14 protein-coding genes, 1 tRNA gene and 4 pseudogenes are annotated in these 18,278 nt (G+C 52.1%); 14 read left to right on the top strand and 5 right to left on the bottom strand.

From position 1 onward, the window contains the following. Positions 1-122 precede the first annotated feature (122 nt). Both GM30_RS02430 and GM30_RS02425 read left to right on the top strand, forming a co-directional pair. A complete protein-coding gene (locus tag GM30_RS02430; protein ID WP_049847346.1) occupies positions 123-845 on the top strand; it encodes a DUF554 domain-containing protein in 723 nt (240 codons plus the stop codon). Positions 846-950: 105 nt separating this feature from the next. After that, positions 951-1,026: transfer RNA gene (locus GM30_RS02425), tRNA-Phe, on the top strand. A 254-nt stretch (positions 1,027-1,280) separates the two neighbouring features. Here the strand turns inward: GM30_RS02425 and GM30_RS25370 are convergent. After that, positions 1,281-1,646: a hypothetical protein gene (locus GM30_RS25370; protein WP_080993370.1), complete on the bottom strand. Its 366-nt coding sequence runs from the start codon at positions 1,644-1,646 to the stop codon at positions 1,281-1,283. A gap of 764 nt (positions 1,647-2,410) precedes the next feature. Here GM30_RS25370 and GM30_RS23630 point away from each other — a divergent pair. The 7 genes and pseudogenes from GM30_RS23630 to GM30_RS23620 all read left to right on the top strand — a co-directional run. Beyond that, positions 2,411-2,995, top strand: a pseudogene (locus GM30_RS23630) (contractile injection system protein, VgrG/Pvc8 family); the annotation flags it as partial. Between the two features lie 102 nt (positions 2,996-3,097). Continuing rightward, the gene (tssI, locus tag GM30_RS02415) at positions 3,098-4,708 is read left to right on the top strand and encodes a type VI secretion system tip protein TssI/VgrG (RefSeq protein ID WP_072094010.1); all 1,611 of its coding nucleotides are present in this window, start codon (positions 3,098-3,100) and stop codon (positions 4,706-4,708) included. A 69-nt stretch (positions 4,709-4,777) separates the two neighbouring features. After that, a complete protein-coding gene (locus tag GM30_RS02410; protein ID WP_193391767.1) occupies positions 4,778-8,812 on the top strand; it encodes an RHS repeat-associated core domain-containing protein in 4,035 nt (1,344 codons plus the stop codon). Positions 8,813-8,814: 2 nt separating this feature from the next. Further along, positions 8,815-9,210, top strand: coding sequence for a hypothetical protein (locus GM30_RS25930; RefSeq protein ID WP_124966065.1), 396 nt, complete (start codon positions 8,815-8,817; stop codon positions 9,208-9,210). Between the two features lie 140 nt (positions 9,211-9,350). Beyond that, positions 9,351-10,189: pseudogene (locus GM30_RS26955) on the top strand (RHS repeat-associated core domain-containing protein); the annotation flags it as partial. Next, positions 10,189-10,872, top strand: coding sequence for an ankyrin repeat domain-containing protein (locus GM30_RS23625; protein WP_072094009.1), 684 nt, complete (start codon positions 10,189-10,191; stop codon positions 10,870-10,872). The pseudogene GM30_RS26955 and the gene GM30_RS23625, both read left to right, overlap by 1 nt. Positions 10,873-11,024: 152 nt before the next feature. Beyond that, a pseudogene (locus GM30_RS23620) lies at positions 11,025-11,200 on the top strand (IS4 family transposase); the annotation flags it as partial. A gap of 48 nt (positions 11,201-11,248) precedes the next feature. Here GM30_RS23620 and fbaA read toward each other — a convergent pair. The 3 genes and pseudogenes from fbaA to epd form a co-directional block, all read right to left on the bottom strand. After that, positions 11,249-12,328, bottom strand: coding sequence for a class II fructose-bisphosphate aldolase (fbaA, locus tag GM30_RS02400; RefSeq protein ID WP_049847345.1), 1,080 nt, complete (start codon positions 12,326-12,328; stop codon positions 11,249-11,251). 91 nt (positions 12,329-12,419) lie between these two features. After that, on the bottom strand, positions 12,420-13,583 hold the full coding sequence (gene pgk / locus GM30_RS02395; protein WP_049847344.1) for a phosphoglycerate kinase: 1,164 nt from the start codon (positions 13,581-13,583) through the stop codon (positions 12,420-12,422). 48 nt (positions 13,584-13,631) lie between these two features. Further along, positions 13,632-14,650, bottom strand: a pseudogene (gene epd / locus GM30_RS02390) (erythrose-4-phosphate dehydrogenase). A gap of 374 nt (positions 14,651-15,024) precedes the next feature. On the opposite strand from epd, the gene GM30_RS02385 reads away from it, so the two are divergent. From GM30_RS02385 to GM30_RS02365, 5 genes are all read left to right on the top strand, one after another. Further along, positions 15,025-15,450 (top strand): PPC domain-containing DNA-binding protein, encoded by a 426-nt coding sequence (locus GM30_RS02385; RefSeq protein ID WP_049847343.1) that lies wholly within the window; start codon positions 15,025-15,027, stop codon positions 15,448-15,450. A gap of 25 nt (positions 15,451-15,475) precedes the next feature. After that, on the top strand, positions 15,476-16,054 hold the full coding sequence (locus GM30_RS02380) for an ECF transporter S component (protein WP_049847342.1): 579 nt from the start codon (positions 15,476-15,478) through the stop codon (positions 16,052-16,054). Continuing rightward, on the top strand, positions 16,054-16,614 hold the full coding sequence (locus GM30_RS02375) for an energy-coupling factor transporter transmembrane component T (RefSeq protein WP_049847341.1): 561 nt from the start codon (positions 16,054-16,056) through the stop codon (positions 16,612-16,614). The genes GM30_RS02380 and GM30_RS02375 overlap by 1 nt, the downstream gene beginning before the upstream one ends. Continuing rightward, a complete protein-coding gene (locus GM30_RS02370; RefSeq protein ID WP_049847340.1) occupies positions 16,602-17,276 on the top strand; it encodes an ABC transporter ATP-binding protein in 675 nt (224 codons plus the stop codon). Before GM30_RS02375 ends, GM30_RS02370 begins: the two co-directional genes overlap by 13 nt. Further along, positions 17,273-17,890: an ATP-binding cassette domain-containing protein gene (locus GM30_RS02365; protein ID WP_049847339.1), complete on the top strand. Its 618-nt coding sequence runs from the start codon at positions 17,273-17,275 to the stop codon at positions 17,888-17,890. The genes GM30_RS02370 and GM30_RS02365 overlap by 4 nt, the downstream gene beginning before the upstream one ends. Before the next feature lie 43 nt (positions 17,891-17,933). Here GM30_RS02365 and GM30_RS02360 read toward each other — a convergent pair. Further along, positions 17,934-18,278: transketolase-like TK C-terminal-containing protein (locus GM30_RS02360; protein WP_274519033.1), on the bottom strand; the 345-nt coding region annotated here is incomplete at its 5' end.

The raw sequence follows: 18,278 nt of genomic DNA, 5'->3' as shown, positions 1-18,278 counted from the left end.
CACCTTTCATGTATGGGTGCAAGATGCATTGTTTATGCAAATCCACTGGGTTTGATCCCCATGCGTTGGGGTATTGATGCAATAATAATGCAGCTATAGCGAGTAATTAACAGGAGTTTCTTTTGGTTATTGGCCCTTTTATTAATGCGGGTGCCGTCCTGTTGGGCGGTGTGCTGGGCGCCGTACTGAGCCAGCGCCTGCCGGAACGCATTCGCGTTTCCATGACGTCCATTTTTGGCCTGGCGTCGTTGGGTATTGGAATTTTGCTGGTTATTAAATGCGCGAATTTGCCAGTAATGGTACTCGCAACGCTGGTAGGTGCGCTGATTGGCGAGTTTTGCTATCTCGAAAAAGGCATCAACACTGCGGTGGGTAAAATCCAGCAGTTGATGATGAAATCCGGCGGCAAACGCAGCGGCGCGCACGGCACCCATGAAACGTTTATCCAGAGCTATGTCGCGATCATTATTCTCTTTTGCGCCAGCGGCACCGGGATTTTCGGTGCCATGCGCGAAGGGATGACTGGCGATCCCAGCATTCTGATTGCGAAGTCTTTTCTCGATTTCTTCACCGCGACGATCTTCGCCTGCTCACTGGGCATCGCGGTTGCGGCGATCTGCGCGCCGATGCTGGCGATCCAGCTGTCGCTGGCAGTTTGCGCGTCGATGATCCTGCCGATGACCACGCCAATGATGATGGCCGATTTCACTTCTGTGGGGGGGTTGTTACTGGTGGCGACCGGCTTGCGCATCTGCGGCATCAAGATGTTCGCGGTAGTGAATATGCTGCCTGCGCTGGTACTGGCAATGCCGCTTTCCGCCGCCTGGACCGCCTTTTTTGCCTGAGCCTTCGTGCAAACAGGCGAAAGTGGTGATAGATTGTGCAGTCTGCAATGAAAATCGCAAATTTCATTGACGAAGCGGAGCGAATCAGGTTTAATGCGCCCCGTTGCCCGGATAGCTCAGTCGGTAGAGCAGGGGATTGAAAATCCCCGTGTCCTTGGTTCGATTCCGAGTCCGGGCACCACTCATTCAGAACCCTCGCTTAGGCGGGGGTTTTTGCTTTTAGCCCATGCATCAGTCCTGGTTCTGGTTACTGCTTATTGGCGTCATCCAGATTTTTTTTTGCTATTTTCAACAGAAATAAATATAAAACGATGAAGATGCAAAAATAACACTTCGGATTTGAAATCAAAAACACCATTACCATCAACAAACACGAAATGTAATGGATTCATACACACACCCAGCTTGAATTATAATATTTCAACATTCCCTTTTTTATTTTTTTGTTTTGCCAACCACTGATGACAAAAACAAAATAATGACTATCCATACAAACATCCCTACTACCTTCGCTGGCCAAAGGTCAAGCATGGATATGCAAGATATACTCCCCACAATCAGTAACGGCCCTGAAAGCAGCTCAAAAACACCACTAGATACATTGATTCTTTTAGACAGTATTTTACTAAAACATAGGGTGAATACATAAACAATGCAAAATGTCATAACGATGGCAATTATTTTTTCCTGCCAGGTATCAAACATAAATAGAAAAATCAAGCAAAGGCTAATAATAAATGTGCTGATAGCCACATTAAATATCTCGACAAGATACCTGATAATATTATTTAAAATATTCACATTATGTCACCTTGAAATAACAAAATTACTTGTTTTTAATTTATCACTTACACTTTCCATTATTTAATTTGCCACAGTTATGAATTAGCCGTTATTATCACCATTGATTATATTTATAAAATGTAGCTTATGTTTATCCTAAAACAATGGTATGCTGCCACCTGATTATCCTTGGCTTTTATTTACTCGACAGGAAACTTATTATCATATGAAACCGCATGAATCATTAAGATGCACACATGTCGCATTTCCTCAGCATTAGCATTGATCACAAAAATGCTTTTATGCCATTCATTTATATCTTCATTGTTTAATGCTGAAAGGATACAGAACAACAAGATGTAAAAGACAACTCCTTTTTTCTTTTCTGCTCATCCGATTTTGTACTTTAAAAATCATGAGATAAATAGTCATTATGAAGGCACCTGAAATCTTTAAGTAGTCTACAAATAGATATCACCACATGTTTTTATGAAATGAATTGACCAAGTAAATGTTCCCTTCTACTTCAACTTGAAATCAACCGCCGAAATGGATTGTCGAGTGGAAATCAATCCAAGGTTTAGAGAGGAGGGTAATTATGTTCAGATCACACAGACAAACTGCTGTAACAGAAAATCAGCTCTGTAGGTACAGCGTTACGTATTCATCTTGGGAGATGGCAGGCGCCGGAAACTTCGGCGGTAGCATTCCCAAAAATGAGCGTAACGCTTCTGTAAGCCCAAACATTAAAACATTTTCCTGTTCACGTCAGGGAGGAATTTATGTCGTTAGAAGGGTTGCGCTTTACTCTGGAAGTGGATGGTCAGGAACCGGATATTTTCGCTGTTGTCAGCTTTGCGTTAAAACAGGATTATTCATGCCCGTTTACCCTTGAGGTTGATGTCGCCAGTGATTCCTTCAGACAAACCGCAGATACGTTACTCGAAAAGAACGCCACACTGACTCTCTGGCAGGGACAAACGGTACTGCGTTATGTCAGCGGGGTCATCGCCACTTTCGGGACGAAAGAGAATAATGGCTGGCAGATGCTCTATCGCTTCGTCATTCACCCTCCCCTCTGGCGCTCTGCCCTGCGGCAGAACTTCCGTATCTTCCAGCAGCAGGATATCCTGACCATATCCGACATCCTGCTACGAGAAAACGGCGTCACCGACTGGACAGACCGGTTTAATGAAGACCATCCGACCCGTGAATTCTGCGTACAGTATGGTGAGTCTGACCTCGCCTTTCTGACCCGTCTGTGGGCAGAAGAAGGCATCTTCTTTTTTGACCGGCCTTCCCGGGATTCACCACAACAAAAGCTGTCACTGTGCGATAACGTCGCCGGACTGCACCAGATACCTGACCNGTGGTGCCGAAACGGCTGTCTGCGAGAGTAATTCGCCCGGACTGTGGCCGGGAACCCGCTTTACCCTTGCCGGCCATCCGTCTGTCAGTCTTAACCGGGAGTGGCAGGTGCCCGGGATTCACCACAACAAAAGCTGTCACTGTGCGATAACGTCGCCGGACTGCACCAGATACCTGACTCCATCACGTTTAACCCGAACGCGACCACGGAAGCCACTAAAGAGCACATCAGCGTGTTCCGCTATGAAGCCACCGTCAGCCCCTCTTCTGTGCAGAGCCAGGACTACACCTTTAAAGTCCCCGACTGGCCGGGCATCTATGACCATGAGGCCGACAGCCTGAACGGACAACGGGCACAGTATGAGATTTTTGATTATCCGGGCCGCTTCAAGGATGAGCAGCACGGCCAGAACTTCACCCGCTACAAAATGGAAGGCTGGCGCAGTGGTGCCGAAACGGCTGTCTGCGAGAGTAATTCGCCCGGACTGTGGCCGGGAACCCGCTTTACCCTTACCGGCCATCCGTCTGTCAGTCTTAACCGGGAGTGGCAGGTAACGAGCAGCTCGCTGACAGGTATACAGCCCCAGGCTCAGCATGGCAGTCAGGGCGCGGGAACCTCACTCACTAACCATTTCACCGTCATACCCGCAGAGCGGACCTGGCGCGCCAGACCACAACAAAAACCGAAAGTGGACGGCCCGCAGAGTGCAGTGGTTACCGGTCCGGACGGTGAAGAAATCTTCTGTGACGAGCATGGCCGGATACGGGTGAAATTTCTGTGGGACCGCTATCACGGCGGAACGGAGGACAGCTCCTGCTGGATAAGGGTCTCTCAGGCCTGGGCCGGAACCGGCTTCGGCAACCTCGCCATTCCCCGCGTGGGTCAGGAAGTCATTGTCGATTTCCTCAACGGCGACCCGGATCAGCCCATCGTGATGGGCCGCACCTACCACGAAGATAACCGCTCGCCGGGTGACCTGCCGGATACGAAAACGAAGATGACCATTCGGTCAAAAACCTATAAAGGCGACGGTTTTAATGAGCTGAGCTTTGAGGATGCAACAGGCCAGGAGCAGGTCTATATCCATGCGCAAAAAAACATGGATACCGAAGTGCTCAATAACCGCACCACCGACGTGAAAGTGGACCATACCGAAACCATTGGCGGTAACCAGAGTATTACCGTGAAGCAGAACCAGGTGCAAACGGTGGTGCAGAACCAGAAAGAGACCGTGGGGCAGAACCAAAGTATTACTGTCGGTCTGAACCAGGCAGAAACGGTGGGGGTGGTCCGTGCATTGACGGTGGGGGTGGCGTACCAGACCACGGTGGGCGGCGTGATGAACACCTCAGTGGCGCTGACACAGTCCTCTCAAGTAGGGATACAAAAGTCGTTGCTGGTCGGTAAGGGTTATAACGTCAGTGTCGGGGAGAACGTCACCTTTACTGTGGGCAAAAGCAAAACCGAGAGTACCGGCAAGGTGGCCGTCTATTCAGCCGGGGAACATCTGGAGCTACGTTGCGGACAAGCCCGGCTGGTGCTGACGCAAGACGGCAAAATATTTCTTAACGGCACTGCGATTAACCTCCAGGGTATGCAGACCATCAGCGGCGACGCTCTGATGATCAACTGGAACTGCGGCATTGCAGAAGACCCACCGAAAGCACCGCAAGAAAACAGCAGCTCGTCGCCGGATATGCGGCAGTACTGAACCAGCCACAGTACAAAAACGATAAATAAAAAATAAGCATTACATTCAGCAAAAAAGAAGGACTGGAGTATGATCGGAAAACCGGCAGCCCGTCAGGGTGACAGCACCATGACAGGTGGCCCAATAATCCAGGGCTCGGCGGGGGTGATGATTGGCGCACCGACCGGCGTGGCCTGTTCGGTCTGTCCGGGTGGCATGACCTCCGGCAACCCGGTCAATCCGCTGCTGGGCGCAAAAGTACTGCCCGGCGAAACCGATATCGCCCTGCCCGGCCCGCTGCCGTTTGTGCTCTCGCGTACCTACAGCAGCTACCAGACCAGAACGCCTCCCCCGGTGGGTATATTTGGCCCCGGCTGGAAAGCGCCCTCTGATATCCGCCTGCAGATACATGATGCGGAACTGATACTCAATGACAACGGCGGGCGCAGTATTCATTTTCACCCGCTGTTTCCGGGGGAAACGGCCTTCAGCCGCAGCGAGTCTTTCTGGCTGGCGCGAGGTGGCGTCCCGTCGTTGCACGAAAGTAACCCGCTGTATGCGCTCTGGCAGCAGCTTACGCAGGATATTCGTGTCTGCCCACATATATACCTTGCGACCAACAGTCTGCAGGGGCCGTGGTGGATCCTGGGCTGGTCTGAGCGTGTTCCCGGGCCGGATGAAGCGCTGCCCGCCCCGTTGCCACCGTACCGGGTGCTGACCGGTCTGGCGGACAGTTACGGGCGGACAATGACTTTCCATCGTGCCGCATCCGGCGCATTCTCCGGTCACATTACCGCCGTGACAGACGGTGCAGGCCGTAACTTCCGGCTGGTTCTGACCTCCTGTCCGGACACGCCCCCCGCCACGGGTTATGGCGCAGACAGTGGCGTCCGCCTCGCCGAAGTGTGGCTTTCCCGCGACCCGGAATACCCGGATAACTTGCCCACCGTTCCCCTGGTGCGTTATCAATATTCGTCCCGGGGTGAACTGGCGAGAGTGTATGACCGCAGCGGTACGGCAGTTCACGACCTGACCTATGACGCGCAGCATCCGGGACGGATGGTGGCACACCGCTATGCGGGCAGGCCGGAAACCAGCTACCGCTATGACGTTGCCGGGCGAGTGACGGCGCAGCATAATCCGGAAGGCTTAAGCTATACCTATGATTATGGACACAATAGCGTCACTGTCACCGACAGTCTGGACCGCCGGGAGGTACTGCACACCGAAGGCGACGGCGGGATGAAACGGGTAGTGAAAAAGGAGCACGCCGACGGCAGCATCACCCGCAGCGACACTGACATCGCAGGCAGACTGCTCGCGCAGACGGATGCGGAGGGCCGTAAAACCGAGTACCGGCACAGCCCCGCGTCCGGTCAACTGACGGCGCTCGTCACACCGGACGGCAGGCTCACGGAGTTTTGCTACAACGCTCAGCGCCAGCTGACCTGCACAGTCTACCCTGACGGACTGCAGAGCCGGCAGGAGTATGATGACCACGGCAGACTGACGGCTGAAACCCTGCGTAACGGCAGTGCAACCCGCTATTTTTATGATGACCCGCGCAGCGAATATCCTTCCTCAACCGAAGATACCACCGGCAGCCGGAAGCAGATGACCTGGAGCCGCTACGGTCAGTTACTCACCTTTACCGACTGCTCCGGTTATGAAACCCGCTATGAATACGACCGTTTCGGACAACTGACGGCAGTGCATCAGGAAGAAGGTATCAGTCAGTTCCGGACGTATGACAGCCGGGGGCGTCTGACCTCTGTAAAAGATGCACAGGAACGCGAAACTCATTATGAATACAACGTGGCTGGCGATCTGACAGTAACCACATTCCCTGACGGCAGTCGCCGCGAAACCACACATGACGCCCGGGGCCACATTCTCAGCAGCACACAGGACGGGCTGACACGGCGGATGCAATTCGACACCGCAGGCCGGGTCACGCAGCTCACGAATGAGAACGGCAGCCACATAACGTTCACTTATGATGTGCTGGACAGACTGACGCAGGAAACCGGTTTTGACGGCAGGACACAGCGTTACGGGTACAGCGCCTCCGGGCTGCTCATCCGCAGTGAAGATGAAAGCCTCATGACCTGCTGGCACTACGACGCATCAGACCGCCTGACGCACCGCACGGTGAATGATGAACCGGCAGAGCAGTGGCGTTACAGTGAGCGCGGCTGGTTGTCTGAAATCAGCCACGTCAGTGACGGGCACCGCGTCACTGTGCAGTACGGGCACGACGACCATGGCCGTACTGTGCACAAACGCCAGATGGTGCATCACCCGGACACAGGTGAACTGTTGTGGCAGCATGACACCCGGCACGATTACAGCGACAGCGCGCTGCTGAACCGCATCACACCGGATAACCTGCCCCCGCTGGAATGGCTGACGTATGGCAGCGGTTATCTGGCGGGCATGAAGCTTGGTGATGAACCACTTCTCGACTTTACCCGTGACCGCCTGCACCGCGAGACGCAGCGCAGCTTTGGCGATTACGAACTGACCACGGCATACATGCCTGGCGGTCAGTTACAGAGCCACCGCCTGAGCATTCCCCGGTTTAACCGTGACTACACCTGGAACGCCGGCGGACAGCTTGTCCGTATCAGCGGGCTGAATGAACAGCATGATTATCAGTACGGTCCCGCCGGACGGCTGCGCAGTACGCACATTAAATCAGCACACCATGACCTGACGCAGTGGACCCTGACCGACCCGGCGGGCAACCGGATAGCGGAGCGGGATAAATACCCGATGCTGCCGGATAACTTCCGGGATAACCGCACCGGTCAGGATGCGAATAATTTCTACCATTACGATGAAAACGGCAGACTCACTGAAAAGGGTGAGCGTCGCCCCCGTCCGCGCGGCAGCCTTTCTCATCATTATGGCTATGATAACCAGCACCGGCTGACGCATTATCGCCAGATGCAGCCCGGCAACCTGCTGACGGAAAGCCGGTATATCTATGACCCGGCGGGCCGCCGCACGGGTAAGCGTATATGGGAATGTACGGTCTGTGACGATGGTTCGTGTACAAAGCCGGAACTGAAGGAAACCGTATGGTACGGCTGGGACGGCGACCGGCTGACCACCACGCAGACAGACACCACCCGCATCCAGACGGTGTATCTGCCGGGCAGTTTTACACCGTTAGTCCGCATTGAAACCGCAACCGGAGAACTGACGAAAGCCCGCCGCCGTACGCTGGCGGATAAACTCCAGCAGGATGCGGGGATGGTGTTTGCACCGGAACTGGTGGCAATGCTGGGTAATCTGGAGCGGGAACTGAAGACGAACCAGGTCAGCGGGCAAAGCCGGCAGTGGCTGACGCAGTGCGGGCTGACGCCGGAGCAGATGAAAAAGCAAATGGAGCCAGAGTACAGTCCGCAACGGAAAATCCATCTGTATCACTGCGACCATCGTGGTCTGCCGCTGGCGCTGATTGACGCTAACGGGAAGATTGCGTGGAGTGCAGAGTTTGATGAATGGGGGAATATGTTGCGTGAGGATAACCCTGACAATCTGCAACAACTTATCCGGTTACCAGGACAGCAGTATGATAAAGAGACGGGGCTGTACTATAACCGTCACCGGTACTATGACCCGGAGCAGGGACGGTATATTACTCAGGATCCGATAGGGCTGGCGGGCGGATGGAACCTGTATCAGTATCCGTTAAATCCGGTTACAGAGATAGATCCTTTAGGTTTGTATCAGATGTGCCATAGAAAGTTCGACCCAATCCCTGTTCCATATGCAAGGCATTGCTATATAAAATTTACAGATGGCACAACATCAAGTTTCGATAATAAGGGTACTCATGCAGATCCTGCTCCAAATAAGGAGGGTACAATTTGTACTGAACCTCAAAATCCCTCACAAGATGAGTGCATTAGGGAAGCAATGAAGAATTGTAAAGGAGAGAATTATCACTTTACTGAATTTAATTGTTGCCACTGTGCAGAACAAGCGATGAAATCATGTGGAACATCTATTCCTAAAACGTCATGGCCAAACTTCCCGATAAATCCAGGCCCACAACCTGGAGAGCCTGATTATCGCCGGGAGCCCATTTTTGAACCAAATTTGGGAGGGAAGTAAGTATGCTAAAACATTTTACCACGGGATTAGCATGGGTGTTTTGGTTTTTGTTTTTGTTATTTATAGAAAAACATATCCCGATATATGTATATGCACGAATGAATATCCCTTATTATATTATTTCATGGGCGCCATGGGGAGGGCTTTTCCTTTGTGGCTTAAGTGTGTCGTGGTGTATGGATTTTAGTGCATGGTGGTTATGTTTTGCATATGCCATTATAATATCTATCGTTATTTTTATGTACAATTCACTTGTTAATTATTTTTTCCAACCAACTGATTTTCCAGGCGTTGTTGGAAGTATATGGTTATCAATAATTTTCTTTATATTGACTTTTTTCATCATTTTTATTGGTTTTAGTTTTAGTTATGTTTTGAAATTTTTACTATCTAAATGAAATAATATTTGTAACGAATTGAATCTCTATCGCTGGTGTAAAAAATGAAAGATTTAATCGGTTTTTCAGATTGCCGATGTAGATAATCTGGGATCCTCTACAGAAACGGCAGACGGAAGAGCCAACTGCAGGCGGAAATGGAGGGCGAGGAGAGTAAATGGTGGCTTGCGGAGTACAGACTGGAACAGGAGCAGATGAAAAACCAGATGGAGCCAGAGTACAGTCCGCAACGGAAAATCCATCTGTATCACTGCGACCATTGTGGCCTGCCGCTGGCGCTGATTAACGCTAACGGGGAGATTGCGTGGAGTGCAGAGTTTGATGATGGGGGAATATGTTGCGTGAGAATAACCCCGACAATCTGCAACAACTTATCCGGTTACCAGGACAGCAGTATGATAAAGAGACGGGGCTGTACTATAACCGTCACCGATACAATGACCCGAAGCAGGGACGGTATATTACTCAGGATCCGATAGGTTGGCGCGGAGGATGGAGTCTGTATACATATCCGCTTAATTACGTTGATCCGCTTGGATTAGATATACAGAATGCATTAGGTCCATTAGTTAATTCACCGGGAGTTAAGGCAGGGTTGGGAAAATCAATGGAAAAATATTCTGAGACGGTAAAATCAGTATCAGTGAGACCGGATGGTAATCCATGGGGATATGGATGCGGTGATGAAAAATCAGATTGGTATGTGCCAGATAGTTTATTTGGTGCGAATTTCATGCCTGCTTGTAGAACTCATGATATTTGTTATGGCACTCCAGGAAGTAATAAAGCATATTGTGACTCACAATTAGGAGATAACATAATTTTAGCGTGTAACAAGACTTTAAATGGCATTCCAGGTCTTGAAGAAACACTTTCAAATTGTTATGCCGCTGCCGGTATTTATCAACTCGCAGTTGAACGCATGGGGGGCGATGCATTCAATGCCGCACAAAAAGAAGCAGGAATGGAAAGACAATAATGACAACCATAAAAAGAAGTATATTATTATTGATATCTTCACTATTTGTAATAGTCATCAATCCATATACATCATTTGCGTATAAAAAGAACTTCTCACTGAGTTCAGTTGCCAGTTTCCCATCAACGATAAATGAATTGAAAGATAGATGGTTTTTTTGTGATAAATGTTTGAATAGTACTCGTTGTAGTTCTGATGATACTGAACAATGCAAAACAATTACATTACCAGATAGAAATGAGGCATTAAATTTAGCTGTAGGAAGTGCAAATTCCGAGGCGGTTTATTTTTTAGTCAATACTGTCAGGGCAGACATTAATAGTCCCATGGGAGAATATAAGGAAACCCCATTAATTGTCGCCAGTTATTATGGCACACAAAAACATCAAAAAATAGCGAGTTTTTTAATCTCACATGGAGCAAATATTAATGCAACGGCAGTTCCTCCGATTGATACAGCTTTAATCACTGCCATTTGGAAAAAGAATACTGAATTCGCAAAATTATTACTCAGGAATGGCGCAGATGCATCAGTGACAGTATCTGGGAAAAAAGATGGTTATGTTTGCAAGTATGCAATACAGAAAAAACAAGCAGTAATAATCCCATATATCCCTGACTGTTGTTCCATCGTCAAACAAGATCCTAATTGGATTCGTGAGACTGGATACCTATGTCCTTAAAGACAATTTAATAACTAAGTATGTCTTTATTCAAATAGCGATACGTTACTCATTTTTATAACTTCCTGACGTTTGTTTGGGCAATGGCCATATTTATATTAAATAAGGAATGATCTATTAGGATATTTCTTATTATTTATAACCATACAACGATGACGCTCCAGGGCGCATCACCGGGTCGAATCCCGGAGTTAATGCGGGATCTTGAAAGTATTGGACAGAGGATAAAGCTACTCGTAAGAAGGGAAAGGCCTTCCCGAGAGAGGTAAAAGAAAGGCCCTATAAATACCGAAAAGCTGAGAAAACAGCCAGTCAGTTGCTTAACTGACTGGCATTACTTCCCAAAGGAAGCCATTTTATTGCCATCAGGCAGAGATTACAGAACGTCGATCGCGTTCAGTTCTTTGAATGCCTGCTCCAGACGCGTAATCATGCTGGTCTGTGCAGCACGCAGCCATACGCGCGGATCGTAGTATTTCTTGTTCGGCTGGTCTTCGCCTTTCGGGTTGCCCAGTTGGCCCTGCAGATATGCTTCGTTGGTTTTGTAGTAGTTCAGGATACCTTCCCAGGTTGCCCATTGGGTATCGGTATCGATGTTCATTTTTACTACACCGTAGCTGACAGAGTCTTTGATTTCCTGAGCAGAAGAACCGGAACCGCCGTGGAAAACGAAGTTCAGGCTGTTGTGTGGCAGATTGTGTTTCTTAGAAACGTATTCCTGAGAATCGCGCAGGATAGTCGGGGTCAGAACCACGTTACCCGGTTTGTACACGCCGTGTACGTTACCGAAGGACGCTGCGATGGTGAAACGCGGGCTGATTTTGCTCAGCTCAGTGTATGCGTAATCAACGTCTTCCGGCTGGGTGTACAGTGAGGAAGCGTCCATGTGGCTGTTGTCCACGCCGTCTTCTTCACCACCGGTGCAACCCAGTTCGATTTCCAGGGTCATGCCGATTTTGGACATGCGGGTCAGGTACTTAGAGCAGATCTCGATGTTTTCGTGCAGAGACTCTTCGGACAGGTCGATCATGTGAGAAGAGAACAGCGGCTTACCGGTAGCAGCGAAGTGTTTTTCACCTGCGTCCAGCAGACCGTCGATCCACGGCAGCAGTTTCTTCGCGCAGTGGTCAGTGTGCAGAATTACCGGAACACCGTAGTGCTCAGCCATCTGGTGAACGTGATGCGCGCCAGAGATGGCACCCAGAATTGCTGCGCCCTGCGGAACGTCAGTCTTCACGCCTTTACCTGCGATGAACGCGGCACCGCCGTTAGAGAACTGAACGATAACCGGTGCTTTAACTTTTGCTGCGGTTTCCAGAACAGCGTTAATGGAGTCGGTACCCACGCAGTTAACAGCTGGCAGAGCAAAGTTGTTTTCTTTTGCTACCTGGAACACTTTCTGAACGTCATCACCAGTGATCACGCCAGGTTTTACGAAATCAAAAATTTTAGACATGTTTACGTTGTCCTGTATCTTCGGCCTATGAAAAGAGTGCGTGCTTTAAAGCGCGCTAATAAATGGGCAGGTTTCCCTGCCCTTGAATGTCTTACTTCTTAGCGCGCTCTTCGAGCATCGCAACTGCCGGCAGTACTTTGCCTTCGACGAATTCGAGGAATGCGCCGCCGCCAGTAGAGATGTAGGAGATCTTGTCGGAAATGCCGAACAGGTCGATGGCCGCCAGAGTATCGCCGCCGCCAGCGATGGAGAAGCCTTCGCTGTCTGCAATCGCGTTAGCCACGATTTCGGTGCCTTTACGGAAGTTCGGGAATTCAAACACGCCAACCGGGCCATTCCACAGAATGGTTTTGGCGTTTTTCAGGATGTCAGCCAGTTTCTGTGCAGAAACGTCGCCCAGGTCCAGGATCTGCTCGTCATCTTTGATGTCGTTTACAGATTTCAGCGTAGCGGTCGCAGTTTCGGAGAACTCGGTCGCCACGCGAACGTCAGTCGGCACCGGGATATCGCAGGTGCTCAGCAGACGTTTGGCTTCATCAACCAGATCCGCTTCGTACAGGGATTTGCCCACGTTGTGGCCCTGTGCAGCAACGAAGGTGTTGGCGATGCCACCGCCGACGATCAGTTGGTCAGCGATTTTTGACAGGGAATCCAGCACGGTCAGTTTGGTAGACACTTTAGAACCACCGACGATGGCAACCATCGGGCGAGCCGGCTCTTTCAGCGCTTTACCCAGCGCGTCCAGTTCAGCGGCCAGCAGCGGGCCTGCGCACGCCACGTCAGCGAATTTGCCGATACCGTGAGTGGATGCCTGCGCACGGTGTGCCGTACCGAAAGCGTCCATGACGAACACGTCGCACAGCGCAGCGTATTTCTTAGACAGCGCTTCGTCGTCTTTCTTCTCGCCTTTGTTAAAGCGAACGTTTTCCAGCACAACCAGCTCACCTGCAGCCACTTCCACGCCGTCCAGGTAGTCTTTCACCAGACGTACCGGGCTGGACAGTTTGTCTTTCAGGTAATTAACAACCGGCAGCAGAGAGAATTCTTCGTTGTACTCGCCTTCGGTCGGACGACCCAGGTGGGAGGTTACCATCACTTTTGCACCCTGTTTCAGTGCCAGTTCGATGGTCGGCAGAGAAGCACGGATACGCGCGTCGCTGGTCACTTTCCCATCTTTAACCGGTACGTTCAGATCCGCACGGATAAAAACGCGTTTACCAGCCAGATCCAGATCGGTCATCTTAATTACAGACATGGTGAATCCTCTCGTTGATTCTTAAAGTTTTGCAAGCGCACTCGCGCTTTACCTGAAACCTTTCGCGGCCATTGCTAACGTGGTGTCGAGCATTCGGTTAGCAAAGCCCCATTCGTTATCACACCAGACCAGCGTTTTGATCAGATGCGCGCCACTGACTCGCGTTTGAGTGCCATCGACGATGGCGCTGTGCGGATCGTGGTTGAAATCGGTGGAGACCAACGGCAATTCCGTATAGTCAACTATACCATGAAATGCATCCTGTGCTGCTTTTTGCAGCAACCTGTTGACTTCACAGGATTTTACCGGTTTCTTCACCGTCACGCTAAGATCGATCGCCGTCACATTTATCGTCGGAACGCGTACCGCAATCGCTTCGAAACGATCGTTAAATTTCGGGANATCCGCGTGACCCCCGCCGCCAGTTTCGTATCCACAGGAATAATAGACTGGCTCGCGGCACGGGTGCGGCGTAAATCCGGATGATAAGCGTCGATCACCTGCTGATCATGCATCGCGGAGTGGATCGTCGTTACCGTGCCCGATTCTATTCCGTACGCATCATCTAACAGTTTAATGACGGGGATGATGCAGTTCGTGGTACAGGATGCGTTGGAGACAATGCGGTGTTCGGCGAGGAGTTCGTGTTGGTTAACCCCATAGACGACGGTGGCGTCCAGATCGTTACTGCCCGGGTGTGAAAACAGCACTTTCTTCGCCCCTGCGGCGAGATGCGCTTCGCCATGTTCGCGGTTGCCATACACACCGGTACAGTCAAGCACCACATCGATGCCCAGTTCCCGCCACGGGAGCGCGTCAATGCTGCGCTCATGGAGGAGACGAATGACATCTTCACCGACATACAGCTGTTCCCGCTCCTGGCGCACATCCCAGGCAAAACGGCCATGGCTGGTGTCATATTTCAATAAATGCGCGATGCCCGTAGCATCTGCCAGTTCATTGATTGCCACCACGGTGATTTCCGCACGACGCCCGGATTCATATAAAGCGCGAACCACGTTGCGTCCGATGCGACCGAAGCCATTAATCGCTACGCGTACGGTCATAGATCTCCTGCGAGACATTCCCTGATTTGAGGTGGCTGACAGAGTAATGCAGCAACGCGCTAAGGGGAACCTCGCCTGTCACAAACTGCGACTGATTGATTATTTGTCGAACATTTAATCGACTGAAGCGTTTCAGCTAGAATAAGCGAAACGGGGAATAAAAGGAATGTTTGTCCAGAGAGAGAAGCCAGTTATCTGACCTGCGTCACATTTTAAAGCGTTTATGCCGCATGGTTATTCCGGCACCAGGAATTATCCGGCTTTTAATGAAGCGTTTCCCCTCCCCGCCTCTTTTTCCTGATGTAAATCACAGCCTTGTTTGGCAATCGCTTTTATCATCCGTTTCACGTCCGAGTCTCGGAGTACATCACATCATGACACCACTGACACCACACGTCTCTTCCGCACGTTTTTGGGCTTTCCGTCTGCTGCCGGGTCAGGAAATCTTTTCGCAACTGCGCCGGTTTATGGAAAATCACCAGATTCAGGCGGGCTGGATTGCGGGATGCACTGGCAGCCTGACCGACGTTGCGCTGCGCTACGCGGGCCGTGAAGAGACCACCCGACTGACCGGTAAATTCGAAATCATTTCGTTGAATGGCACAATCGAGCTCGCCGCCGAACATCTGCACCTTTCCATCGCCGATCCTGATGGCGCTATGCTTGGCGGTCACATGATGCCCGGCTGCACGGTGCGCACCACGCTGGAAATCGTCGTCGGTGAGCTAACCGCGCTGGCGTTTACCCGTGCCCCTTGCCCCTTTTCTGGTTATGACGAACTCGTCATCGCCCCACGTTAACAATATGTCGTTCCGAGGGTTATCTATGGCTCATCGCTATTTTTCCAGTCAGTCCCTGACCTTAATGGTTATTGCTATCGCGATTAACATGATCGGCGGGCAGCTCATCAGTATGCTCAAATTACCGATTTTTCTCGATTCTATCGGCACGCTGATCAGCGCCATTTTGCTTGGGCCGGTGGCGGGCTGCCTGACGGGGTTATTAACCAACCTGATTTGGGGATTACTGACCGATCCCATTGCCGCCGCTTTTGCGCCAGTGGCGATGGTGATTGGCCTGGTCGCCGGATGGCTGGCCCGCGCGGGCTGGTTTCGCAGTCTGCCGAGAGCGGTGGTTAGCGGTATTGTGATTACGCTTGCGGTCACCGTCGTCGCCGTTCCTCTGCGCACCGCACTGTTCGGTGGCGTCACCGGCAGCGGTGCCGATCTGTTCGTCGCCTGGATGCATTCCATGGGGCAAAACTTGCTTGAATCGGTCGCCATCACCGTGCTCGGCGCGAATCTGATTGATAAGATTTTAACGGCAGTGATCGTCGTGCTGCTGTTACGCAACCTTCCACAGAGAACCACAAGGAATTTCCCGGCTATGTCGGCGGTTCGTTGATGCACCCGTTTACGTCACTGACGCTCTGGGCGCTGGCGGCCTGCACCACGCTGTGGCTGCCCNAGTGGTTGTCCGGGCAACCGCGCGATCCGCAGCGCTGGGCCGATGCCGTAACGCTCTGGTTTCGCCTGCTGGCGATTCTGAGTACGGCTCAGCTCTGGCTGTATGCAGTGCCTGCCCGAAATTTCATTCGCGCACTGTTTGCCAGCCGACTGCCGCCCGGTATGGCCTATCTGCTGGCCGGGCCGTTGCTGGTCGTTGAGCAGCTCAAACAGCAACTGAGCAGCATTCATGAGGCGCAGCGTGCAAGAGGCGTTCCGCTGGACGGGCGCTGGTATCAACGGCTCCAGGCGATCCCTGCTCTGATTATCCCCCTGACTCACCGCGCCCTGAACGATCTTGCCATCCGGGCCGCGGCGCTCGACATGCGTGCCTTTCGTCTTCACCGTCAACGCACCACGCTGTGGGCGCCTGCCGACAGCCAGTCTCAACGTTATCTGCGCTACCTGATGGCAGCGATGATAGTTGCCGAAGCGGGAGCCGCACTATGGTTACGCTAGACAATGTCTGTTTTCAGCCTCAGGACGCCCGCCATCCGCCGCGGCAGTTGAATTTTCACTGTGCACGTCCCGGCATCGTGACGATACTCGGTGATAATGGCAGCGGCAAAAGCACGCTCGCGCAACTGCTGGCTGGCTGGTATCCCGAGTTTTTACCCGGCACCCTGAGCGGCGACGCGACAGTGGCGGGCTTGCGCCCTGGTGAACAACCTCTGGTTGAACAGGCGCAGCGCGTACAACTGGTACAGCAGTCGCCCTGGCTACAGCTTTCGGGCTGCACCTTTAGTGTGGAAGAGGAGATCGCCTTTGGCCCGGAAAATCTTTGTCTCAGCGAAACGGAGATCCTGCAGCGTACGGAAACGGCAATGTTGATGACACACTGCCAGCACCTGCGCCACCGCCATCCGGCAACGCTTTCAGGCGGCGAGGCCCAGCGCGTGGTGATGGCCAGTGCGCTGGCTATGAAACCCCGGATCCTGTTGCTGGACGAGGCGTTTGGCCGCCTGTCGCCCCAGTCGACGGAAGAGATCCTCACCCGCCTCAGCGCATGGGCGCAGGCTGAGTCGTCGCTGGTGATAGTGTTCGAATGTGATGCGACAAGAACCCGCCATTACAGTCACAGCCTGTGGCGACTCACGCCGGACGCGCTGGAGGCATTTTGATTACGCTCAATCAGGTTTCCTTCCGTTGGCCTGCCGCCACGCAACTCTGCCTTTCCTCGCTGTCGCTGTCGGTAGACGCTCAGGAATGGATAGCGTTAGTCGGTGACAACGGCGCCGGAAAATCCACGCTGTTACGCCTGCTGGCCGGGCTGCTCAGCCCCACGTCCGGCACGATTACGCTGAATGACGTACCGCTGTCCCGCTACACGGCACTGGCGCGCGCCAGGCATACCGGGATCCTTTTTCAGGAGGCGGAAAACCAGATCCTGCATAACCAGGTTTTTGAAGAGGTTGCCTTTGGCCTGCGTCTGCAGAAATACCCGAAAAAGCATATTCACGAGCGGACGATGGCAGCGCTGGCGCTTTGCGGTCTGGAAGANNAGGTGATGACACCGCCGCTGTTACTGCTGGATGAGCCCAGCCGGGATTTTGACGCCCACTGGCTGGGCATGTTTGAACGCTGGCTGGCGGTGTGCAAACAACGCGGAACGACGGTTATTACTATCAGCCACGACTATGCGTTCGCGCGCCGCCATTTCCCCCGGACGATCCGTCTGGAAAGCGGGCGCATCACTGACGACGGCGACAGCCAGACGCTTCTCCGCGAAGGTTAAAAAAACGGGCCGCCTGAGCGACCCGTTTTCAGTTTTTTCGCGATTACAGCAGCGCTTTCGCTTTTGCCACCACGTTCCCGACGGTAAAGCCGAATTCTTCGAACAGCTTCTCAGCCGGAGCAGATTCACCGAAGGTGGTCATACCGACGATAGCACCGTTCAGGCCGGTGTACTTGTACCAGTAATCAGCAATACCCGCTTCCACCGCCACGCGGGCAGAGACTGCTTTCGGCAGCACGGATTCACGGTACGCCGCATCCTGTTTGTCGAACGCGTCGGTGGATGGCATGGACACCACGCGCGCCTTCACGCCTTCCGCAGACAGTTTTTCCCACGCGGCAACGGCCAGCTCAACCTCAGAGCCGGTGGCGATGAAGATAAGCTCCGG

This window comes from Trabulsiella odontotermitis, assembly GCF_001188485.1.
GTDB lineage: Bacteria > Pseudomonadota > Gammaproteobacteria > Enterobacterales > Enterobacteriaceae > Trabulsiella > Trabulsiella odontotermitis_A.
Note: the sequence above shows the minus strand (reverse complement) of the source record. Positions and strands in the feature narration are given on the sequence as shown.